General features: G+C 50.6%; 27 protein-coding genes. 4 read left to right on the top strand and 23 right to left on the bottom strand.

The window, feature by feature from the left end:
- Positions 1–5: 5 nt before the first annotated feature.
- Positions 6–431 carry a GNAT family N-acetyltransferase gene (locus BKD14_RS07985; RefSeq protein WP_139316360.1) on the bottom strand — a complete coding sequence of 142 codons (426 nt, stop codon included), beginning with the start codon at positions 429–431 and terminating at the stop codon, positions 6–8.
- Positions 431–1,096: a hypothetical protein gene (locus tag BKD14_RS07980; protein WP_022711853.1), complete on the bottom strand. Its 666-nt coding sequence runs from the start codon at positions 1,094–1,096 to the stop codon at positions 431–433. Before BKD14_RS07980 ends, BKD14_RS07985 begins: the two co-directional genes overlap by 1 nt.
- A 64-nt stretch (positions 1,097–1,160) precedes the next feature.
- Between BKD14_RS07980 and BKD14_RS07975 the strand changes: the two genes are divergently transcribed.
- The 3 genes from BKD14_RS07975 (at position 1,161) to BKD14_RS07970 (ending at position 2,307) form a co-directional block, all read left to right on the top strand.
- Positions 1,161–1,400: a DUF982 domain-containing protein gene (locus BKD14_RS07975; RefSeq protein ID WP_022711854.1), complete on the top strand. Its 240-nt coding sequence runs from the start codon at positions 1,161–1,163 to the stop codon at positions 1,398–1,400.
- 429 nt (positions 1,401–1,829) lie between these two features.
- Positions 1,830–2,030 (top strand): hypothetical protein, encoded by a 201-nt coding sequence (locus BKD14_RS19080; RefSeq protein WP_139316359.1) that lies wholly within the window; start codon positions 1,830–1,832, stop codon positions 2,028–2,030.
- Between the two features lie 31 nt (positions 2,031–2,061).
- On the top strand, positions 2,062–2,307 hold the full coding sequence (locus tag BKD14_RS07970) for a hypothetical protein (RefSeq protein WP_139316358.1): 246 nt from the start codon (positions 2,062–2,064) through the stop codon (positions 2,305–2,307).
- Here the strand turns inward: BKD14_RS07970 and BKD14_RS07965 are convergent.
- Positions 2,304–2,930, bottom strand: coding sequence for a hypothetical protein (locus tag BKD14_RS07965; protein ID WP_075655070.1), 627 nt, complete (start codon positions 2,928–2,930; stop codon positions 2,304–2,306). The genes BKD14_RS07970 and BKD14_RS07965 overlap by 4 nt on opposite strands.
- 72 nt (positions 2,931–3,002) lie before the next feature.
- Between BKD14_RS07965 and BKD14_RS07960 the strand changes: the two genes are divergently transcribed.
- Positions 3,003–3,539 (top strand): hypothetical protein, encoded by a 537-nt coding sequence (locus BKD14_RS07960; protein WP_075655068.1) that lies wholly within the window; start codon positions 3,003–3,005, stop codon positions 3,537–3,539.
- Positions 3,540–3,576: 37 nt separating this feature from the next.
- Here BKD14_RS07960 and BKD14_RS07955 read toward each other — a convergent pair whose 3' ends face one another.
- The 20 genes from BKD14_RS07955 to BKD14_RS07855 form a co-directional block, all read right to left on the bottom strand.
- Positions 3,577–5,355, bottom strand: a complete 1,779-nt coding sequence (locus BKD14_RS07955; protein ID WP_075655066.1) for a hypothetical protein — start codon at positions 5,353–5,355, stop codon at positions 3,577–3,579.
- A gap of 208 nt (positions 5,356–5,563) precedes the next feature.
- On the bottom strand, positions 5,564–5,980 hold the full coding sequence (locus tag BKD14_RS07945) for a hypothetical protein (protein WP_075655062.1): 417 nt from the start codon (positions 5,978–5,980) through the stop codon (positions 5,564–5,566).
- Positions 5,977–6,393 carry a phage tail tube protein gene (locus BKD14_RS07940; RefSeq protein ID WP_022711860.1) on the bottom strand — a complete coding sequence of 139 codons (417 nt, stop codon included), beginning with the start codon at positions 6,391–6,393 and terminating at the stop codon, positions 5,977–5,979. The genes BKD14_RS07945 and BKD14_RS07940 overlap by 4 nt, the downstream gene beginning before the upstream one ends.
- Positions 6,394–6,436: 43 nt before the next feature.
- Positions 6,437–6,901 carry a hypothetical protein gene (locus BKD14_RS07935; protein WP_022711861.1) on the bottom strand — a complete coding sequence of 155 codons (465 nt, stop codon included), beginning with the start codon at positions 6,899–6,901 and terminating at the stop codon, positions 6,437–6,439.
- 2 nt (positions 6,902–6,903) lie between these two features.
- A complete protein-coding gene (locus tag BKD14_RS07930) occupies positions 6,904–7,245 on the bottom strand; it encodes a hypothetical protein (protein ID WP_075655060.1) in 342 nt (113 codons plus the stop codon).
- A complete protein-coding gene (locus BKD14_RS07925; RefSeq protein ID WP_022711863.1) occupies positions 7,242–7,613 on the bottom strand; it encodes a hypothetical protein in 372 nt (123 codons plus the stop codon). The genes BKD14_RS07930 and BKD14_RS07925 overlap by 4 nt, the downstream gene beginning before the upstream one ends.
- Positions 7,614–7,639: 26 nt before the next feature.
- Positions 7,640–8,671 (bottom strand): major capsid protein, encoded by a 1,032-nt coding sequence (locus tag BKD14_RS07920; RefSeq protein ID WP_075655058.1) that lies wholly within the window; start codon positions 8,669–8,671, stop codon positions 7,640–7,642.
- A gap of 27 nt (positions 8,672–8,698) precedes the next feature.
- On the bottom strand, positions 8,699–9,052 hold the full coding sequence (locus BKD14_RS07915; RefSeq protein ID WP_075655056.1) for a head decoration protein: 354 nt from the start codon (positions 9,050–9,052) through the stop codon (positions 8,699–8,701).
- A 42-nt stretch (positions 9,053–9,094) separates the two neighbouring features.
- Positions 9,095–9,604: a hypothetical protein gene (locus BKD14_RS07910; RefSeq protein WP_083646928.1), complete on the bottom strand. Its 510-nt coding sequence runs from the start codon at positions 9,602–9,604 to the stop codon at positions 9,095–9,097.
- 47 nt (positions 9,605–9,651) lie between these two features.
- On the bottom strand, positions 9,652–10,542 hold the full coding sequence (locus BKD14_RS07905) for a S49 family peptidase (RefSeq protein ID WP_075655052.1): 891 nt from the start codon (positions 10,540–10,542) through the stop codon (positions 9,652–9,654).
- Between the two features lie 11 nt (positions 10,543–10,553).
- On the bottom strand, positions 10,554–12,188 hold the full coding sequence (locus BKD14_RS07900; RefSeq protein WP_075655050.1) for a phage portal protein: 1,635 nt from the start codon (positions 12,186–12,188) through the stop codon (positions 10,554–10,556).
- Positions 12,185–12,409, bottom strand: coding sequence for a gpW family head-tail joining protein (gene gpW / locus BKD14_RS07895; protein WP_022711869.1), 225 nt, complete (start codon positions 12,407–12,409; stop codon positions 12,185–12,187). Before gpW ends, BKD14_RS07900 begins: the two co-directional genes overlap by 4 nt.
- 11 nt (positions 12,410–12,420) lie before the next feature.
- Positions 12,421–14,451 (bottom strand): terminase gpA endonuclease subunit, encoded by a 2,031-nt coding sequence (locus tag BKD14_RS07890; RefSeq protein WP_075655048.1) that lies wholly within the window; start codon positions 14,449–14,451, stop codon positions 12,421–12,423.
- Positions 14,452–14,462: 11 nt separating this feature from the next.
- On the bottom strand, positions 14,463–15,155 hold the full coding sequence (locus tag BKD14_RS07885; RefSeq protein ID WP_022711871.1) for a hypothetical protein: 693 nt from the start codon (positions 15,153–15,155) through the stop codon (positions 14,463–14,465).
- A 190-nt stretch (positions 15,156–15,345) separates the two neighbouring features.
- Positions 15,346–16,134 (bottom strand): hypothetical protein, encoded by a 789-nt coding sequence (locus BKD14_RS07880; protein WP_139316357.1) that lies wholly within the window; start codon positions 16,132–16,134, stop codon positions 15,346–15,348.
- 505 nt (positions 16,135–16,639) lie between these two features.
- Positions 16,640–17,365 carry a GGDEF domain-containing protein gene (locus BKD14_RS07875; RefSeq protein ID WP_075655044.1) on the bottom strand — a complete coding sequence of 242 codons (726 nt, stop codon included), beginning with the start codon at positions 17,363–17,365 and terminating at the stop codon, positions 16,640–16,642.
- Positions 17,366–17,672: 307 nt separating this feature from the next.
- Positions 17,673–18,323 carry a transcription termination/antitermination NusG family protein gene (locus tag BKD14_RS07870; RefSeq protein WP_075655042.1) on the bottom strand — a complete coding sequence of 217 codons (651 nt, stop codon included), beginning with the start codon at positions 18,321–18,323 and terminating at the stop codon, positions 17,673–17,675.
- Complete coding sequence (locus BKD14_RS07865; protein WP_075655040.1) at positions 18,320–19,459, bottom strand: helix-turn-helix domain-containing protein; 1,140 nt, start codon at positions 19,457–19,459, stop codon at positions 18,320–18,322. The genes BKD14_RS07870 and BKD14_RS07865 overlap by 4 nt, the downstream gene beginning before the upstream one ends.
- Positions 19,456–19,854: a helix-turn-helix domain-containing protein gene (locus BKD14_RS07860; protein ID WP_075655038.1), complete on the bottom strand. Its 399-nt coding sequence runs from the start codon at positions 19,852–19,854 to the stop codon at positions 19,456–19,458. The genes BKD14_RS07865 and BKD14_RS07860 overlap by 4 nt, the downstream gene beginning before the upstream one ends.
- Complete coding sequence (locus tag BKD14_RS07855) at positions 19,851–20,132, bottom strand: DUF2312 domain-containing protein (RefSeq protein ID WP_075655036.1); 282 nt, start codon at positions 20,130–20,132, stop codon at positions 19,851–19,853. Before BKD14_RS07855 ends, BKD14_RS07860 begins: the two co-directional genes overlap by 4 nt.
- Positions 20,133–20,241 lie beyond the last annotated feature (109 nt).

The following is a 20,241-nucleotide window of genomic DNA, read 5'->3' as shown; positions in this document are numbered from 1 at the left end:
AAGCCTCAGAGGACTTTGAGAAAGTGTGTTTCGACCGGTGCATAACCACGTCTCTTATAGAGGCGGGAAACATCATTGGTAGCGAGTGAGGCCATGCCAGCAGCCACGCAGCCCTGCTCTCTTGCCCATGCTTCATAGGCATCAAGCATCTTGCTTGCCCATCTCCCTCGAACACTTGGTGTTATCCACCAAACGGTTTCTTTGGCATAACGGCCAAAACCGAACGGATGCTCAAACCACCCTGCCATCAACAGCCCCGCCGGTTTATCACCTAAAACCAGAAGACCAGCCTGCGGACTTGCATAGTGATAATCAAACAAAGCCGAGGCATGGGCTGCACTGAATGGAGAAGTGAAGCCCGCAGCCTCATGACTTTCACGCAGCAAGCGCAAGCAGGAGATTTTGTCAGAAGTGACGGCATGTCGGATCATCAGAAAATCCCCAAAAATTTGCGTCGCTTCTTCTGTGTCGGCACCTTGCCCTTTTCGGAACCCCAGAACACTTCCCATTCTTCAACCGTGGCCGCATCCTTGTAAAAGGTATCGTTCGGGTCGCGCAGGATTTGTGAGGCATGGCTTCGCGTCTCTGTATTGGAGCGGGTAAATTCCTGTGTGTGGCTGGCGCAGGTCATAGTGACTGCACCATCCTCATTCTCAGACGCCGTTTTCAGTTCAATCTTATCGACAAAGCCAACAAACCGGCACTCAGCCGGAGCGACCATCAAACGTGTTTCCGGATTGAACAGGCCACGATAGACTTCTACCCGCGCCTGACGGCAATCATAATCACGGACAATCCGTTCAACTTCCTCATGCACCTGCGACATGCGGATTGTGACATTCTGCACGGAAAGATTGGCGATGAGCGGAATATCGTCAATGGAAACCAGAGAACCTGTTCCATACCAATCACGTGTTTCAGGTATACCATTATCCGGATTGACCACATCTGCCGTGATATTCCCCACGTCAGACCACAGACCTTCCGTTACCGGAGCACCAGTCTGTCGGTCACGTGCAACAAGCCAGAGAAAGTCACGCGCTACCAACATCCGCTGTTCAAGCGCATGCTGGTTTTCTGCTGAAATATATCGCATTGCTGCACCTTCTTCAGGAACACTCTGGATAACTCTGCGTTATCTTAATAGGAGGTATGAACTCATGGATTTAATTTATTGGGATGAAGCCGTCGTTATTAAAATTTCAGACGGCATCACACATTCAATCGGTAATATTGCTGATGCGGAGAATTTTATGCTTTCCGATTGGCAGCGTTTTGATCTGGATAGTATGGGAGAAGCTATAACAGCCTGCCTTAGGTGTTCACATGATCATGGAAGCACGCAAAGTGCGCGGATTGCATTTAAACATGCAGCAGAAGTATCTGGGATTTTGGCATAAGAATTTCACCTTTTCGATAAAACCTCATAAACACAGCTCTAAAGATTGTTCTTGCGCATAAAACGAACATTTTCTGAGCCATTTGACTTCAAATTTTACCCAGATGTCACTTCCTTAAACAATGAGCCATCATATCAATCGTTGCCTTTGATAGATGCATATATGAGCAGATAAAAATTACAAACTGGCCAGGTATCTCCTGATCTCAGAAAATCTGACTCGATCAAAAACATAACAAACGGTCAATCACTGCAAATAAGACACAATTACATATTATATAATAATTATAACCAGTTATATCACATATTTTCTGTATTATATTAAATCTAACATACAAAATTTGAAGATAAATGAGATGGTTAAGTGATCATTTCATGTTCCGACTTTTCTCATTTACATCTTCATTTTAAATACACTGGGAGGAATATCATGAGTAATATTCTAAAAGCAATTGGAGGGAGACAGCCTCCACATGCAATCATAGAACACCGTCATTTTCATCAAGATGTTGCTACTGAAGAACAAATTTCAATAGCTCATAAAAGTTCAGCCTCGCAATTAAAGGACGCTACTAAGCTCGGCAGCATTCTGAAAAGAATTGGCGGGGGGCTATCTAGGCATCGCCCCTAAACTATCGGTACCAATAAAAACGGAGCATAATGTGAATAATACAAACCAAGAAGATCTTATGCAAAAAACATTTAAGAATACCTCTCCCTCAGCCTCGGAGTCTAAAGCTACTATTACGCACAAAATCGCAATCGCTATAATCGAGACTGAGTATAAAAAACGAGTAGCCAAAACACTCCGGTTAAAAAATGAACGCCTTGCTCACGAAGCAAGTTTGCTAGCCACTCCAAAAAAACTTACTTCTAAGCGTTCAGTTAAAAAAGTTAAAACGAACTAACGAGACTCCACCGCCTGAAACGTGATTGTGCCACGCCCTGTGCTCAGCTCTGTAGATGTGGTCAGCGACCCCGGCAGAATGATCATCGGCACCGATGGCTTGATTAGTGTAACCACATTGCCAACAGCTGTACCGGGAGCCAGATGCGGGCGTAGTTCGAAGTGCGTGGTTTTACCTGAAGCATTCGCAACTGCACTTTCTAATACCTGATAAAGTTTTGTTCCGATTTGCACATAATCACCGATTGTTATCGAGAACCAAACCGGCATACCTTGAAGAGCGATAGATTTGTTATCTGCCCCAATACCTTCAATACTCGCTGTAGATACATCGCCAATGCCCGTACCATTCGGATAAGCAATCGGAAAACAACGGCTCATAGGTCTGCCACTAAACTGCTGTAAACTGCCGTCCACCGCTTTTAAACGTGCCCGCCAGATATCAAGCTCATTCGGTTGCAATATTACGGATTGAAAAGAAGCCTTCCACAGTGGCGTGCCCATATCCTTGGCAATCGTCGTACCACCTGCTGTCCGGCTATATTCCTGCCTGTACAACAGATCGAACTCCGTTGACCAACCGGGGAAACCAGCAAGAATATCTAATGGGTAGGTAAGAGCCATAACGAATATGGAACCTTTTCAAAACTGTGACGTTGGTTTTCGATATTTGTGACTGTATGGAGGTAAAGGAACGTGGCAATCACCCGCAAAGAAGAAGAACGTGCGCTAAATGCAGATGAGCTTGCATTGGTGGACAAAACACGCCATCCGGCTCTTCAATCCCTCCCCGACGCTGATCTAACCTCAGTTGTTAAACTGCTCCGTGAGCGGCGCGAAAAAGCTAAAACTCAAGCGCACCAAAGACGACGAGAAATCAGGGGCAAAACTGCACCCAAAGGCAGTGCCGCATCAAAGGCAGATGATGGCTCAAAAACTAAACTAAGCGTTCTGGCAATGGCGATGCGCCGAACCAATGCTGAAGTTGAGCGCCGCCGTCAGATGGCCGCCAAACAAGAACTTGTTGAAAATGCGCAGCACGCTCTCGAGCTAAAGAAACATGCTGAAGCCAACAAAATTCCGTTTAATACACGCCACGCCCATGAAGGAATGCGTAATATTCCCAACAAGCAGGTAAAAAGCCTCATCAACCCTATGGAACGTGGCAGACAGAAAAAAGCAGCTAGCGTTAATCAGGCTAAACGCGATCAGAGACAAGCTACTGCATCATAAATCGGGCTCAGGTTTGGCATTGCCAAGCCTGAGCACCCTATCCCAACTTTACAAATTTGCTTTGAGCTTCCCGAACGGTCTGGATCACCCGCGCTTGCATTTCCTGATTGGTCTTCTTCAGGCCAGCTTCCAATCTTGTTACAGCAGCCTGATCTGCCCCACGTGCATCAATTTGATAAACCGGCGCGAAAGAGAATGCACCGCCACCGCCTGCACCGTCATGCGGAATAATGCGGCCATGAGTGCCGGGAGAGAAAAATTCCTCCCCCTTCTCATTGACGCGATAGAGATTGCCGGGTGTTACACTCCCACCCGCTGCGCGCGCGCCGCCGAACATCATTCCAAACAGACCGCCGAGACCAGAAGACTGAGGCGATATCCTAAACAGGTTTGCCAATGGACCCTGCCCCATAAGCAGAGCTTGCGCCATTTGTCGGAGCAGCCTAGCTAATGCTTCTTTTGCGCTGAATGAACCATCAATGATTGTGTCGATCATATTCATGGAGATATCAGCCAGATCAAGAGCTGCATCAGCATTGCGGCGAAGCTGCTCTTCCACGGCCTCGACCGCCTTTTGCTCCTGATAACGCGCTTCAATCAGTGCTGTGATCTGATTACGCTGAGCATCCGTTGCACTGGCACCGGCTTTACGAAGGGCAATTTCCTTATCTCGTGCCTCATCAGTAAGCCCGACAAGCGCCAACTCCTCTTCGAGTGAGGTAATCAGATCATCAATCGCTTTTTTCTCACGTTCAGCATCGGTAATTTTTGCCAAACGCGATCCGCCGGTCTTTTTCTTTTTATCTTCAGGCAGAATATAAGGCGTAACAGGTGGCAGGATACTATCATCAGGCTGATTAGGGAGCTTTTGCTTATCCTTGTGTGCCTTGATTTGAGCGTCAATTTCAGCGAGCTCTTTTTCAATCTGCTCTTTAGGAGGCAAAAATGCGCCGCGATAATCGCCTGTTTTCATATTTAAGGCACGCTGCTTCTCATCCCGCTGTTTCATAAGAGTATCCAGCGATCGGTTCTCAACTGTATTGAACAAGTCAAGAAAGTAGCGAAGTTGCAAAGCCGCAGAAACAATCGCGGCTTTCAAACTCGTTGATACTGTATTCGTGATATCAACGAAGGCTTTATCAACATCGGCAGCAGCCTGCACCACATCATCGGAGAGAACACGGCCAAGCTCCTCGCCCTCTTTAATGGTTTCGGTCAGCTTATCGCGCCCTTGTTCAATCAGGGACACAAACTGCTCACCACCCTGACCACCCATGATCTCATCAAAAATACGGATACCGGCGGCAGTGTCTTTCAGGCGGCGGGTACGATCGATAATCTCCAGCATAAAATCTGCAGGATCTTTGAGCCGCTGCTTGACCTCCTCCGGAGACATACCAAGCTGAGCAAAAGCTTCTGCACCGGAGCCTTTGCCAGTCTGGGCATATTCATTTGCCCGCAGGTTTAACTCACGAAAGGCATCGGCCATCGCATCAACTTCAATGCGGTTGGTTTCAGCGACATATTTCATCTGCTGGAATGACTTAATAGTCATGCCAGCTCGCTTAGCAGCAGTCTCAATATTGCCGATATCGGCAACAATTTGCTTAACGCCCTGAATGGAAAGGCCAATACCAAGACCTGCCAATGCTCCCTTTACCAAAGACATAGAACGGTTAAGACCAGCAGATAGATCAGAGAATTCCCGTTGCGCATTCTTGGCAGTTGCCTTGGTATCACCGCGTACACGGGTCATGGCATCATGGAAGCCACGGGCATTGGCGCCGATAAACGCCATGATGTCATTACGGGACATGAATTCCCCTATCTGATGGATTTGGTAGGTGGATAATGACGGGCAATCTCTGCCGCCCTTGCCGGTGTGATAATGTCTTTTGAGCGTTTACCGGTACGCCCCTCGATAGCCGACTCCAGCTCCGGCCATGTGGATCGCCAAAAGACTTCCGGCGACCACCCTAATACTCCGGTTGCAAAACTAAGCATTTGCTGGATTTGATTAGTAATTACGAGGGGCTCAGTGCGTTTCCCGATTTGGCCTGCTCAAATGCCTTTTCCAACTGATTGAGATGATCGGTCTCACCGCGCAGTTTCTTGCCATCATTGATATGGCCGGAAAGAGCTTTGGTGATAGCTTTGCGGAATGACTGTTCATCCGCGGCACTCAGCTCTGCGATGGCTTTGTGCGCCAGATCACGCGTTACCTTGTCGCCATCCGGATGCTTGGTCAGGACACGTAGGGCTGCCATCACAGTTTTGGGATGAAAGCCGATCAACCGCGTATAGAGCAGATCCATCGTGTCACAACCAGCCACCTCACAAAGCGTTGCCAACCGGCCAAATTCAACAACCAAGACCAGATCCGTATTGCCGATCCGGCAGGCAGCTTCACCACGGAGAGGATTGGGTAAAGCATCCGTCATGGTGATACTGCCGGAGTAAAGCCAACAGTGCCGGTTGCAGACATTCGCCCCTGACACTGCAGCTCATTGGTCTTATCGCCCGAGAATGTCAGCGAAATCAGGAAGTCAGCTTCGAATGTCCCGACCCCGGGCACCACCACCTGATACGGCGTGACAACCTGATTGACTGCATCACCGATCATGGCCTTGGAGGCAGTGTTGCTGACGAAAGCACCGTCAAGCTGCACATTGATACGCTGGATGCCATACATCAGCTGCAACAAAAGCTTGCTGCCTGGATCAGCACAATTGGGCTTGGTGATGTCGATTTCTTCATTGTTGATTTCCAATGAGCGGGATTCTGTCACACACACCGAGACAAAATCATCCGGCGTCATCAGACGCTTGATCACAAGCTCACGACCTAAAGCCATGGACTTATCTCCTGTTTAAATAAATGGAATAAATGGTTTGCGATCAGGCTTGCAAGTTGGGATAGCCTGCATATGTGCGGTAAATCACATCAAACACCATGCGTCCCGCACCAAGACTCTGCGCCGTACCGGCATCGATAAAATGATCTGTGGCAGACAAAATCATATCGATGACCAATCCGCCCAAATCTGATGGAGGCAATGCGCTCTCGACAGCCGCCGCCAAAAGATCAAACTCTGCAGACGGATCTTTGCGACCTTTAAAATGAATGACCACATTGACGGTAAGCCGATGATTGAGCCGCGTCAGTTCTTGGCGAGTGACATCATCATAGACCACACCATCAGGCGTCGTCTGGTCACTGGTGTAGAGCACTGTGAAGGAGGGCAAATCCTCCTCCGGCACTGCCGTTGAGCGCATTGGTGTAACAATGCCCAGGTATTGTGCTGCGACCGGCTGGAGCTGCTCTCTGATCTTATCAAGGATCGTTTGTCGAAGATGCACCATGATTATTCATCCTCATGCAGAAGTAGGCGTTTCATCGCTCGCCCGTCATCAACATGACCAGCCACCACAAAAACCCTACCGATATCCTGCGCATCATCACTACGAATGATTGTGATCGTATCAGACTGACGAACACCATCGAGCGCTGTGCCAGAAGCTGCAAAGCTATAGCTCACCCCTTCCAGCCCCATACCTTCGATGTCGAGCAAATCTGTCTCCCGAACTTTTCGCAAAATACCGGTAAACAGGACAGGACTACCCTTGATAGTGACACTGGCTTCGACGTTGCCGAGACCAGAGACAAAAGCATCGGCCATATCGGAGAAAATGGCAGGACGGCTCATTCGCCGCCCGCCTTTTCCAATGCCGCTTCCGCAGCATTCAGGCGCTCTTCCGCTGCTTCAAAAGCCGCGAGCTGCTCATCACCGGCATCCGGCTCTGCAAGCGCTTCCTTGGTATTGTCATAGACAAGCTGAGCCGCTTCAAGTTCCGCATTCAGCGCATCCAGATCAGTAGTCTTTACCGGCGCGGGAGGTTTTGTCACTTCCTGTAGCTTCGGTAGAGATCGATCCTCCGGCACAGTGCCAAACAAAGCGGCGATTTTATCCGCTTCCTCCTGTGGCAGGGTGACTGCGGTACCAGGCGGCACATCTTTACCAGCAATGGTCAGCGTTACCGCATAGGCCTGCCGCACAGTTTTGACTTTCGCCATAGTTTCATTCCTCTCAAATTAAGTGGTTAGCGAACCATGGCAAAGAGCGATGCAGACGCATCACCTGGTACCGGCAGTGGCGCACTCTGTGTCATCAGGAAGGTTGCCGACGGATCTTCGACATTCCACATTTTCGGGAAGCGAGACAACGGCCTCATCTGCGCTGCCACATCCTGAATGGCACCATGCGCCATAAAGCCCTGGAACTGGCTTGGAGCAACCACACCAACGCCGAAACTTGGCCACAGTTCAAGATTGTTTCCCTGATCATCTTCAAACAGCTGGGTATATTGCCAGAAGTTGAACTGCCCGACAGTGCCAAGATAAATCGCCACCATATCCTCAGAACCGGCAGCAACAGGGCCGAATTGCATTTCACCGCCCATCTGGCGGCGGTTATCCAGAATTTCACGAATTTCAGGATCGCTTTGCAGCAATTCTGCTGCCTCTGCCCCAAGGATCACTTCTGTGGCTGCACCGCCCGATGTGGTGGCAACACGTGTCGCCCATGAGCGGATAGATTTGCGGATGGATACGCCCGCCTCGCCCCAGCGATCCGCACCGGTCAGAGCAAGCGTGTGATTTGCTGGCCTATTATAATCAACAATCTGGGTTTCATAGTCCTCACCGCTGACGATGATCTTGCCCGTGCGCAGTGCCTCTGCCGCCATCACTTCTTCACGGCGCGTCACCTCATCATCCTGATCGGCCAGAATGTCGGTGACAGTCTGCAGGTAGCGATCTTCCGCAGACATATTGCCGTTGAGCGGCTCGCCGGGACGGCGGCGGAAGCCTTCGCCCGGGCGCACTGTGTTTTTCGGCTTTACATAGGCAGGCGTAAATGTTGAGGTCTGCCGGCCACGAATGGCGCGTTCTTTGCCCGGCACCAAAGGCGAGACGAACGGCGCCACATTGCGGCGGCGTTTCAGTTTATCAAAGGCGATTTCTTCCGCATCGGACTGAAAACCGTTCGGGAAAAATGTATCGCGGATAAAGGCTGTTGGCCGGTCGCGGGCTTCAATCACCGTCAACAGCGCGGCTGTGCTAAATAAATCCATTTGAGATTTCCTTAAATGAGCGCCGGATCAGGCGAGATTGTGCAGGAAGAGCGGAGCAGAAGCTTTGCGCCATGCGCTTTCGACACTCGCTGCCGTATGGCCTGCCCCGTAGATCAGTTTGGCCGCATCAAAATTACCGGATGCATAGGCATCCGTGATCACATCACCGGCAGTGGTATCGACATCGATAGCCAGCACCATGCTTGGCACTTCAGAACCATCCGAGATTGCAGAGGCTGAGACCAGGAATTTGCCACTGGCCTCACCCAGCACTGTGCCACGTTTGAGAACACCCTGCCCGCCTGCAATAGGCACAACACGGACAGCAACGGGAAAATCACCGACGAGCAAATCGCCGGGAATATAAGTTTCAGTGCGCATAGCGACACTCCTGAAAAAGTTAAGGGAACAGAATTACCGAGCTTAACGCTGCGGTTTACGTGATGCCGAACGCGCTTTGGCATGGGCAACCAGGCGCTCATCAGCACTACCGGCTTTAGGGGCAGCACCACCATTACCAAGCGCCGGTACACGTCCCTGCATACGGCCAGACAGGCTGGAAACAGCACGGGAAGAGCCGGAAGCCGCCAATGTGGCGACGGCCTGTTTGGCCGACATATTGGTATTGAACGCCAAATGAGCTGCCAGTGACGGGTTCTGTTCCGCTTTAGCCGAGCCTAAGATTGCCGACATGCGACTACGCTCAGCCTTGCGGCCACGGGCATAATCGCCGGGCTTTTCTTCATCATCGGCAACTGGCTCCTCTTCCTCTGCATCCGGATCTGGATCGGTTTCAGCGTCGGGATTTTCCGGATCATCCTCAGCCTCATCCGGCTGCAGATCGTCTTCCAGTTCTTCCGGCTTATCCTCTTCGAGGCGTTTGCGTGTATTGCGGCCACCAACAGCCGCGCGGATAGCGCTTGCAAGCGACATCAGCGTGTTCCTTTTTGATAATGTTGAGAGTTTTTAAAGGGGAGAGATCAGGCACTCATCGCGGCAAGAAATGCCTCGAAGACTTGTTTTGGGCGCCCCACCGCATCGGCAAGACCAAGATCAACTGCCGCCTGCCCACGAAACGTATCCGCTTGCGTGGCAAGTGCGGCCTCTACCGAGAGACGTGAACCACGGTAGCGCGCAACCGTCTCAGCAAATAAAGTGCGCATGGCTTCAAGATCATTGACGGCTTCGGAATATTCTTCCTCGCTCATCGTCTCGAACATGCCAGGGCGGGCTTTTTTTTCACCGGCACGTAGAATGGTAACTGCCAGCCCCTGATTTTTTGCCCAGCCGGATGCATCGACATGCATGGTGATGACACCAATCGAGCCGGTATAACCGGTGGTAGGGATCACGATCTGGCGACAGGCTGCTGCAAGGAGATATGCGGCAGAACACGCATGATCGGTGAGAATGGCAATCGTCGGTTTTTCCTGTGAAAGTGCATAAAGCTCCTCGGCACAGGCGAAACATCCGTCCACTTCACCACCGAAACTGTCAAACTCAAAGACAACAGCCCTGATATCATCACGGGCAAGACAATCAGCGATCTGGATATTCAACCCCTCATATGAGGTCATGCCGGAGGTTTTCCCCACCCATGAACCCTTATTGACGAGGGACCCTTCCACCTCAATGACTGCAACATTGCCAACCATTTTGGGGCCACTATAGATTTTCTCGCCCGTCCAACCGTCACGCAGTTCCCGCATATTCTCTGACAGCACACCCATTTCCGGTGTGTCTGCCATCGCAACATTCTGCCCCAGCACACGCGGTCCGAAAGCGCGAGCGATAATATTGGCTTTGGCCTCATGCAGCAACAGCGGCGTATCGAACAAACGCGCCGCAATTTCCGGCATTGCAAATGTCATTTACTCTGATCCTAATTGGTTTCTTCCGGGTCATCTTTCGGTGTCTCACTTCCAAAGCGTGACACCACGCCGGAACTGGCCACTTCACCGGAGGTAACACCATGCTTGGCTGCAAACCGTTGTTCACGGGCACGTTGCAGCATGTCTTCCTTCCAATCGCGCCCCTGTTCGGCGGACTCGGATTCCTGCGTTGAAAGGCCAGTAGCCAAACGAATAGCGGCAGCACGCGCTTCTTTCTCGGGATCAACCCAGCCACGCCCCGAGCCGATCCAAGCCGCTCTTGCCCAACCAATCGGATTGGCCTCAAAGGAAACGGCATGTGCTGGTAGTTTGATACGCCCCTGATCGAACACTTCTTCCAGCCATGCCATATAAATCGGCTGCATAAAGCTATGCGCAAAGCTGGTTTTGCGTGCAGTCAGCCCGCGCCAGATTTCCAGAAGTGCCGCACGCGCACTGGAATAATTGACCTTTGACCAGTCCATGGTCAGCTGCTCATAGGTCAGGCCAATGGATGATGCGATATTGCGCAATGCTGCATTGACGAAAACCTCAAACGCAGCGTTCGGATGTTCGGATTTGGTAAAAACCACATCCTCACCCGGATTGAGGAAGTTGAGCTGCGCACCCTTGAGGCGGATCGGATCAGCTTTATACGCTGCCGCCTGAGCTGAAGCCTGCGCATCAAAAAATGCGTTAATCGACTTGCCACTATCACCGGCACTGAAACTATCAGCCAGCTGATCCATATCCAGCGGCGTTTTGATGAAAGCCGCCATTACCGCATTGAGTGATGCTGCCTGCAGCTCATAATCATTGTAATCAGAGACTTGCTTGAGCTGCTGCAACACTGATGCCCAAGGGCTGACACCGCGTGTCATACCGGCACGACTGGCCTCAAAAGCATGAACAGCTGTCGGCCTGCCCCATTCAGTCTCCCGTTCTACCCGATCCCAGATAAACATATCATGCATCGGTCTGGTGATATCGCCGGGATGTGTGCGTCGCACATGATAAGCCAGTGGCGCGCCATAGGCATCAAGCTCAACACCATCACGCAGAAACTCGCTATCAATCGCCCCTTTCGGATTGGAGATCCGCGCCGGATCAATCACATGCACACAGGTACCATAACCATTGGCTCCCATCCGATATGGCAAAACCGCAAAGGCTTCGCCGTCAGAAAATCGGTGTCGTGCTGCCAGACCCAACAGGCCAGCAACAGACTTGGTACGTTCTGCATCAAACCAGTTACCGGGATCGGTCGCCACATCCGACCATAGCCCCTCGATCTGGTCGCCAATCTCATCGGCCTCATCAGCGCTCAAATTCAGAGTTCTGGCATTTGGTTGACTGGATAAGCGCCATCCGGAACCAATCACTGTATCCACGAGACGGGACACACCAGCCGATGCCCAACCGTTATTGCGCACCGCATCATTGACACGATCAATAACAACATCGCGCGACAATGTGAGTGCAGCTTGTCCGGAATATGTACCAGGTCGCCAACCAGCCATAGACGAATGATCCGAACCGGCAGCGCTATAAGCTGCCGCATTCATCGCATAACGTCTGCGGGCTGCAACACGCACCTCCGGTGGCATTGGAGCGCCGTGAGCGTCCAGAATAACCGGTTCGCTCATAGAAACACCACACGGCGCGAGCGGGTACGTGCTGCACTGGCAATCCCCAGCTGAGTCCGTAGCTCACCAATATAAAGCCGCAACCGCCCTTCATCTGCTGTGGTGAAAGTCACACTTTCTCCCTGATAGCTGAGTTGCACTGATGCTTTACCAACCATGAGTTTATGCAGCGCTGCCTCTGCTTCTGTGAGGCGCGCCAATAAAATGCTTCTGTCTGTCATGTTGTTTCCGATCAGCCGCGGCGACTGGCACGCGCCATCGCACGGGCGATTGCCGCTTTTACCAAGGGCGATTGTTTCTGTTCATCTGCAAGTTTGGCTACCGACACCTGAGGCTGGCGTAAAAGCTGGTCTTCAAGATCCAGCTGTGCCGGTGGCTGCTCTTGTGAAAGACGTTCTGCCAATGCGTCCCATTCATCCTCAGTCCAGTAATTGATCCCTAAGCGCAGGGTCGCGGCCAAAGACTGGTTGAGCATATCCAGCGCCTCATTGCGTTTTCCAGCTGGCAAATCCCATTCATAATAAGGATGGCCAGAACGGCCACGGCGCTGAACACGTATCTCGGATGTTGCCTGTTCAAAGAAGTCATCCCCCAAACCATGCACAAAATCGATATAGCCAGTCTGTTCCGGATCTTCCTTGCGGTATGAACGGTAAAGAGCTGCTTTCATCACCGAAGCATTGAAGTTAAAAAAGCGCCGTGAGTATTTGAGTTGCCTACCTTTTTTGTCTTTCTCTTTTTTAACTTGCGCCAGCATTGGAGCGGCTTCGCGATTATCACCACGCACCATAATCACATCCGTGATCGGATGACACCGCGCCCACTCCCAAACATCTTCGGTATAGGCATTACCATCAATCGCCGTCAGATCGACCTTGCGCCGATTACCCCAACAATCCAGCCATTCACGTTTAACCAGTTGCGACAATGCCTGTTGCACTGCAGGCTCGGAGATATGGCCGGAATGCGCTGTAAAACCCGGTAGATTACGACCGGTATTATCGTCAAATATCCCGCGATCTATCACCACGCGGTAACGGTTCTTGCCATAACCAACCAGCAGCCATTCAACACGATCCCCCTGCACGTCTATGCCAATTGTCAGGATCAGTGCCTTTGGTGGGATAATCCCACGCGGCAGGCCAGTTTGCGCTGCCCTATCGCGCAACACTTCCCAGCCAATAGATTCCCCGTCAGTCTCAAAGGGTTGTCCCAGCCAGTCATTGAAGAATACCTGCTCAGCACCGGCCTTCTTACCTTTATCATCGGGACCACCGCGCTGCACATTGAGATAGGCACGCGCCAGCGCCTCCCAACTTTCCAACGGCGAATAGGCAACCCAGATATGAAATGAGCGATGATAGCGTGCTCGTTCCGGATATTTAGCAATCCATTTGGCACCATTCTCTCTCGCTACCATCCATGCGCGATGATGCTCCTTGATTTCGCCGCCACATTTAACGCAGTAAAAACACGCTTTCTCAGGATGCTCCGGATCAATGTGATCACGCATCTGCTCCCATTCGAGCGGTTGCAACTCCAAACAATGCGGACACGGCACATGGTAACGCTCCTGCGTGCCCTGCTCAAAGTTGGAGTTGATACGGCAGCCCGGCGCAATCAGCGGCGTTGAGATTTTCAGGATCTTCGCCGCGATGAATGCTTTTGACCGGCTCTCTGCCTGACTTTCCGGATCACCTGCCTCATTGTTTTGCCATTTCGACAGATCATCCTGCACCTGCTTACGCGGTGAGATCATCGACAAGCCGGAAGGTGAATTGGCGCCCGCTGCCTGAATAGCCCCGCGCCCGTCTGCACGCTCCTTATAGTGGATGGAATTACCACCCTCGCGGCTTTTCTCAGGAAACAGTGCCGTCAAAGACGTAGTTTCGCGGATCAGCGGCATCAGCTTCTGTTTCGACCAACGAGAGGCATTTTCCTCTGTCGGATGCACATACAGAAAATCGCACGGATCCATATCCATAGTGCCGAGCGTGAAGATATTCGCCAGCACCGTGCCGCCGACCTGTGCCGATTTGGCAATAGTCACAATCCGGCACGGGTCTTCCGGTGAAATAGCTTTCAATATCTCCGAGAAGAACGGAAACAGCGTTTCATTATAGGGACCAGGAAACTGTGTGATACGATCAGAAAAGACAATATTCTGTTTTGCCCAAGCTAGATAATCAACCGGTGGCGGTGGCATCGTCTCCTGTGCCAGAATGGAATATGTCAGCCATGCCGGATTGCAAAGCAGTGTCATGTACCAACCATTCAGTCTGGGTGTTGATCCTCACTTTCAAATAAATCAGGATCAATCACGTTTTCCGGCTCTGAAGCCTGTTGCTCTATGAAACCCTGTGCTGCTCGCTCACGTACTTTGCGGAAAGCTTGCTGCAGGTGATGTAGGATGTCGCGTTGTGGTAGTTCAAACTGGCCGGCCAGATGCGTTGCCATATCAGCCAGCCCGCCCTCCATCACACGGTAAGCCATCGCCACTGATCGCGTGATTTCTGATCTGGCTTCATCCGCCAACATGAACCGGCCAGATGCTAATGCTTCTTCGCGTTTGGCACGCGCTGTCTGCATTTTGGCTTGTTCAAGCTTTTCGCGGGCTATCTGGTCAGCAACCAGATCACTTGGTGTCTGAAACACTTCCGGTGGCCGCTTTTCTGCATTCTGCAGTAAAGGTGCATCCGTTTGTTCGACTGCAGCGCGTGGTACCGGTGAAACAGATATTCGCGTGCCTAGACCATTAATGCCTACACGCTGTGAGACATCAAGGCGCCCGCTCAAGTGGCGCTTGGCGCGTTCCACTACAATACGGGCGCTTCGTCCTTCGCCTTGCAAAGCATCCGGTCCAATCTGGCCGGACGCAATATATTGAGATATTCGTCCGGCAGAGACATTGATCAGCTTGGCAAACTCGCCCTTGCTCATCGTCTGATCTGACTGGATGGCCGTCATAACTTTTCCTGAGAATACAGCCGGATATTTAATCCTCTGAGTTTAGTGCCTGACTTTAGTTCTTTAGCCTTCGACTTTAGGCTTTGATTTCACGCTCAGACTGACCAAGACCCGCGGTGCGAAATACCCGCAGGCAAGGTGCGTCAGGAAGGACCCGAAATGTTAGAAATGATCCATATCGACTGACCAACTATCGGTGGCTTCGCTTGCCGACCTCTTCCGCGAAGTATCGGGCGAAACGTTCTTCTGCCACGCGCTTTACTGTCTCATGGAAGTTAACGGTTTGAACATAGGAGCGCATACGAACAAAGAGCAGCATGGGTTTTATTGAGTTATCCATGGGGTTTCGCTGCCATACCCCCGGATGCAAATGTGATCCGCGCTCTGGCACAAAGAACCGGGCATTCTTGTATCGCGCATTGCGCTTGGTGGAAGCTGCCGTTCGCTTACGATTATAACCAGCAGTACGTTCAGCAATTTGCAAATCAGCCAGAATGCGTACAATCAATGCCACGCGAACATTGCCATACTGATCAAGAGGACAATCCTTTGAAGGAACGACATAAAGCCCCTTGTCCATATGCCCTGCGGAGATCAGCTGGCGCTCAAAGGATTTGAGATTGCGCTGACCACCGAAAAATTGCGGCGTCAGAAAATTAGCAGGCGGCGTTGAATTCTTAGCCCATGACTTTCCTGCAATGATAACAGCTGCTGAAAGACTAGAACTACTTGCCTGCTCATAGGCAACACCCCGTTTTGCAAAAGGTGTCACTCGATCAAGCTTAGCCTCCATCTCATCCTGCACAGCCAATCGGCCAACTGCCGCGGTTCTGTTCAATGCACTGATCGTTGCCTTTGGAACTACTTCCTGCTCGAACCGGTCAAGCTCCTGCTCCCACCCCTTCGTGTCAAAACTCATGAACACGGATGGACCATCAGATAACAATGGTCCACTCAATGATGAGGTGACATTCAGCATGGTCAATTATTCCAGTGAAAGAGAGATCAGCAATACTCAGTCCTGACCGCCAAATATTCGCGCATGTTGAAATGTGCATGAATCTCAACACTCATGGTCCGCACGCATTTTACCGCGCACTACATTAATTCATACGCATTTGACGGAATAATATTCGCATGATTAGTGAAAGATGCTGCTGGCGGGGAAAATAATCCGGTCGGCAATTTCTATTGTACTTACGTGCAGCAAGGTCACGACTAGAACGTGGCTTGAGTGACGGGCTCGACCCCGTCTGCACCAGAGTGTGAATACAATGGAAACAAAGTTGAAACGCAAGTTAGTCGCCGTTCGGGCTTATGTTCGTAAGCGATGTGGAAAGTTAGAATATGTATGTGCGCATTTTCGCTCACATCCTAATCAGCTTTCCTTTAACTTTTAGGAAGAGTCACGCCCTTTCCCCTCAGCCAGCAGCACCCATCACTAAGCACCTTCATTATCTGGTTTGCGCCCCGCCATAGGGGCGCTATCTTGCTCTTTTCTTGCGATACATTCGCTCATCAGCAAGAGACATAATATCTTTGAATTTCTGCTTGGATTTTAATGGCATATATCCAACAGAAAGCGATAAAACATGCGTAATACCTGTCTGTCGCTGCTGAAACTCATCATGCGCTTTCGCATTCATCTGCTCAATTGCACCATCAACATCAGCACATGAGGCCTTTGATATGAAAGCGCAAAACTCATCCCCTCCAATACGAGCAATCAAACTATCTGTCGGCAATACGTTGACCATTGCGTGAGCGACAGAAACAACAGCATCATCACCGACAAGGTGACCATATTTGTCATTGATCACTTTCAGATAATCAATATCAGCTAACATAAACCAGCCTCGAACACCCGCTGCGCTTGCTGCATTAAACTGCTCGATAAAACTACGGCGGTTAAGGATACCGGTTAAAGGGTCAACACTTGCGATGCGCGCAAGCTCATTGGCTCTGCGGATGGCGCTGCGATAAGAGAGTTCCAGTTTTTCCAGACGAGAAAACCAATAAATACCAATCGGTATTGCGATCAGAAATGGTAGCGTCAATCTGACAAAGACCGTTATTAAATCGGACTCTGTTCCTGTGATTATTCGAATACCAGTTGAAAATGATATTGAAATAGCCGCTGCAAATATTGCGACTATTGCCGTTCGTTTCAACACAAACTTCGATAACAACCGCCCACCTTCCGGGATCATATCTTATTAAAAAACTGCAATCTAGCTTTTTAATCCGCCATGCAGTTTTACCGATATGGATTTCAGAAACATCTACATTTGTGCTTCGTCCGAATATAATCCACAACTCAGGTATGATGCAGTTATATTAATTTCTTAGGGTACGAAATTTCCTCATAGCTTCGCACTGGAGGAGAAGCGGTTGCCGAGTTATCGGTCGCTTCTCCGGGATCCGCAGGGAGCTCACTGCGGCTAATGCCGACTTACACCGCTCACCGTCTCGGAAGCATTACGCTTCACAGTCTACAGGTCGTCCCTGTTCATAGGGCTATGCCGATTTGATTAAATTGGCAAGGGGCACTTCTATCGTCCGCTGTTGACCAAATATAAAGGCGAGAACACGGGCTGCTCTTGTCCCGACATAGCCTTCTATGACGCCCTCAAAAACACCTGCAGAGCCAACCGGAAACGATACGCGTTCACCGTTTTTGTAACGCGGAAAATCCTTTAAATCATTAAATGAACCAACCTCGGTCAAATATCTGAGATCATTCATATATTTATCATTAACAATAATTGCTCCATTCTGTCCAAAAATGAGAGAAATTGCCCCATCAACACGTGATAATCCCACCCAACTTTCCACACATGGGACTACTCTTACAAACAAGTATCCATTGAAAATAGGCACTTCAATTTTCTTTGAACGGCGTGTGTATTTGACTGAACGTGCCTCCGATTTCATGGGCAACCATGTCTCAATTCCAAAGTTACTCACCGATTTACTAACAGCTTTCTCTTGTTTGTTCGCAGTTTTGAGAACAAACCATTGTTTTTCAGACTGCTCATTACCGGCAGCAATAGCCAAAAATTTCTCTTGCATCCGTATTTTGATACGATCTGGATCGCGCTCATCGAGCTGTCGTGCTATTTCCAAGATACGCGCTTCCTCAAATGGTCTGTTATTTGGCATCATCATTTTTCAATTCCTCGCAACAGAGCCTGTAATTCTTCCAGTGCATCGGGACCGCCTTCCGGCAGATAGACATATTCCATAGTTCCGGTATTCGGCAGCCAAGGCCAGCCACGCGCAGCATGAGCATCAAACCACGCCTGCCACAAATCACCACCAACCTTCACCGCAATCATGCGCTCAGCCACTGGCTGAAGATAAGCCGGGACAAGCGCACCACGTCTACCAGCTGCACGATCGAACAAATCATTCACTGCCGGAAACCCGAACTTGATCTGTTTCTCAGCCAGCAAATGCTCGACAGTAAAAGTACCAGCCTCAACCATGCGCTGCTCCAACGCTGTCAACTGGCCGAGATGAGTGGCACCAGTCAGTAACAGCTCATAAACTCGTGCCGCCCACATCTTGCCGAATGGCGCAGCCTGTGCCGGAGCGTTCGCAGAAAGGTGAGCAGAAGCTGGCAGCTTTTCCCAACGCTTTTCGCTCAGATAAACCGCAAACGAGCAAATGTGCTTGCGTCCTGTTGCCCGTGCTGCCTCGACATAGCGCCCGATTTCCTCAGAAGCCAACTGCCGATTATCAACCGAAAGATTCAACCACGCCCGATAAGCACCCGGTTCGCTGTCAGTCAGCCAAGTAGGCCAAGAAGCGAAAGCTTTTTTGAACGCCTTTTCGTTCGCCTTCCGAATTTCCTTGCTTTCCTGCTCATCCCCGCGCTCTCTCACTGTTACTGGTTCTATTACTGGTTCCCTTACAAGGTTAGTGTCCGAATTCCGGACACGGTTTTCGCCATTTTCCGGACACGGCTCCGGCTGTTTTTCGGACACGGCTTCACCCTGCCCGAGTCCGGATTTCGGACACGGAAAATCAACCTGAAAAGCGAAACGATAATAGGTAGAAATCTGCTTTCTGGAGTGCCTGTCGCGGCGTTGCTCTCGCAAAATCAAACCGGCCTGCTCCAATACAGCCAAATGGTCATTCAGGGCAGAACGCGACATTTCACAATCATTTGCGAGCGTTTCCTGACTAGGAAAACAGCCATGGTCTGGGTGATAGCGGTCGCATAAGTGCCAAAGAACCAGCTTTGTAGCCGGTTTAAACCCACGCTGTTTTAAGGCCCAGCTGGTAGCGTCGTGGCTCATTGTACAGCCCTCCGCAGTTCGCGCAAATTCCGCCCCATAGCAGCCCGTTTGCGCCGGTAGGTTCTAATCCCATACAACACGGTGGTGTGATCACGATTACCCATGCGACGGCCGATCTGGGAGGATGAAAGCTCGGTCAGGCGCCAAGCCCAATAATAGATGGCCTGCCGTGCCATAGAGACTTCACTATCACGGCGTTGAGAACGGATTTCCGTTAAGCTGACATTGAACACACGGCAGAACCGGTGCGCAATCTTATCAAGACGCGGCCTATACCCCTTATCGCCTGGCATTTGTGCAATCAGGGCCGCGTCATTTACAACGGAAGCAATAAACCGCTCGAATTTGACGGCTGTCGCATTGCGCATCGCAATAACTGCAGGATTGAAATTCATATCAGCCCCCGAAACAAAGTCATGCCAAGCGCATCAGCATAGAGCTGCACCATGGCCTCCTCTTCCTGCCGCTCAAGATCCTCTTTTTTGCGTAACCGGATGATCGTGCGTACAGCCTTCGTGTCGAAGCCGGAGCCTTTCAGTTCGGCAAAAACCTCTTTGATATCAGCACCGACAGTTTTCTTTTCTTCCTCAAGACGCTCAATTCGTTCAATAAAAGCACGAAGTTGCCCCACTGCGATGGTCTGCGAGCTGTCTCCTCCAACATCGTCAGTCATGATCTTGCCTCCGCTTTTTATCGGAACGAACAGGCACGAGACAAAGCCGCTGCAAACGGCCTTCTATGGTCAGCCGCGCCAGTCGGTCAGCATTATTAGGAAATTTTTT

It is taken from the genome of Pseudochrobactrum sp. B5, from assembly GCF_001939785.1.
Lineage (GTDB): Bacteria > Pseudomonadota > Alphaproteobacteria > Rhizobiales > Rhizobiaceae > Pseudochrobactrum > Pseudochrobactrum saccharolyticum.
Note: the sequence above shows the minus strand (reverse complement) of the source record. Positions and strands in the feature narration are given on the sequence as shown.

Bases quoted from the DNA above. Each gene is read 5' to 3' on its own strand.
- BKD14_RS07875 (WP_075655044.1), bottom strand. From the start codon at position 17,365: ATGATCCCGGAAGGTGGGCGGTTGTTATCGAAGTTTGTGTTGAAACGA.
- BKD14_RS07930 (WP_075655060.1), bottom strand. From the start codon at position 7,245: ATGAGCCGTCCTGCCATTTTCTCCGATATGGCCGATGCTTTTGTCTCT.
- BKD14_RS07955 (WP_075655066.1), bottom strand. From the start codon at position 5,355: ATGTCCCGTAATGACATCATGGCGTTTATCGGCGCCAATGCCCGTGGC.
- BKD14_RS07910 (WP_083646928.1), bottom strand. From the start codon at position 9,604: ATGTCGCTTGCAAGCGCTATCCGCGCGGCTGTTGGTGGCCGCAATACA.
- BKD14_RS07870 (WP_075655042.1), bottom strand. From the start codon at position 18,323: ATGATGATGCCAAATAACAGACCATTTGAGGAAGCGCGTATCTTGGAA.
- BKD14_RS07985 (WP_139316360.1), bottom strand. From the start codon at position 431: ATGATCCGACATGCCGTCACTTCTGACAAAATCTCCTGCTTGCGCTTG.
- BKD14_RS07880 (WP_139316357.1), bottom strand. From the start codon at position 16,134: ATGCTGAATGTCACCTCATCATTGAGTGGACCATTGTTATCTGATGGT.
- BKD14_RS07915 (WP_075655056.1), bottom strand. From the start codon at position 9,052: ATGCGCACTGAAACTTATATTCCCGGCGATTTGCTCGTCGGTGATTTT.
- BKD14_RS07900 (WP_075655050.1), bottom strand. From the start codon at position 12,188: ATGAGCGAACCGGTTATTCTGGACGCTCACGGCGCTCCAATGCCACCG.
- gpW (WP_022711869.1), bottom strand. From the start codon at position 12,409: ATGACAGACAGAAGCATTTTATTGGCGCGCCTCACAGAAGCAGAGGCA.
- BKD14_RS07905 (WP_075655052.1), bottom strand. From the start codon at position 10,542: ATGACATTTGCAATGCCGGAAATTGCGGCGCGTTTGTTCGATACGCCG.
- BKD14_RS07890 (WP_075655048.1), bottom strand. From the start codon at position 14,451: ATGACACTGCTTTGCAATCCGGCATGGCTGACATATTCCATTCTGGCA.
- BKD14_RS07865 (WP_075655040.1), bottom strand. From the start codon at position 19,459: ATGAGCCACGACGCTACCAGCTGGGCCTTAAAACAGCGTGGGTTTAAA.
- BKD14_RS07855 (WP_075655036.1), bottom strand. From the start codon at position 20,132: ATGACTGACGATGTTGGAGGAGACAGCTCGCAGACCATCGCAGTGGGG.
- BKD14_RS19080 (WP_139316359.1), top strand. From the start codon at position 1,830: ATGAGTAATATTCTAAAAGCAATTGGAGGGAGACAGCCTCCACATGCA.
- BKD14_RS07975 (WP_022711854.1), top strand. From the start codon at position 1,161: ATGGATTTAATTTATTGGGATGAAGCCGTCGTTATTAAAATTTCAGAC.
- BKD14_RS07920 (WP_075655058.1), bottom strand. From the start codon at position 8,671: ATGGATTTATTTAGCACAGCCGCGCTGTTGACGGTGATTGAAGCCCGC.
- BKD14_RS07980 (WP_022711853.1), bottom strand. From the start codon at position 1,096: ATGCGATATATTTCAGCAGAAAACCAGCATGCGCTTGAACAGCGGATG.
- BKD14_RS07860 (WP_075655038.1), bottom strand. From the start codon at position 19,854: ATGAATTTCAATCCTGCAGTTATTGCGATGCGCAATGCGACAGCCGTC.
- BKD14_RS07965 (WP_075655070.1), bottom strand. From the start codon at position 2,930: ATGGCTCTTACCTACCCATTAGATATTCTTGCTGGTTTCCCCGGTTGG.
- BKD14_RS07940 (WP_022711860.1), bottom strand. From the start codon at position 6,393: ATGGCTTTAGGTCGTGAGCTTGTGATCAAGCGTCTGATGACGCCGGAT.
- BKD14_RS07925 (WP_022711863.1), bottom strand. From the start codon at position 7,613: ATGGCGAAAGTCAAAACTGTGCGGCAGGCCTATGCGGTAACGCTGACC.
- BKD14_RS07935 (WP_022711861.1), bottom strand. From the start codon at position 6,901: ATGGTGCATCTTCGACAAACGATCCTTGATAAGATCAGAGAGCAGCTC.
- BKD14_RS07885 (WP_022711871.1), bottom strand. From the start codon at position 15,155: ATGACGGCCATCCAGTCAGATCAGACGATGAGCAAGGGCGAGTTTGCC.
- BKD14_RS07945 (WP_075655062.1), bottom strand. From the start codon at position 5,980: ATGACGGATGCTTTACCCAATCCTCTCCGTGGTGAAGCTGCCTGCCGG.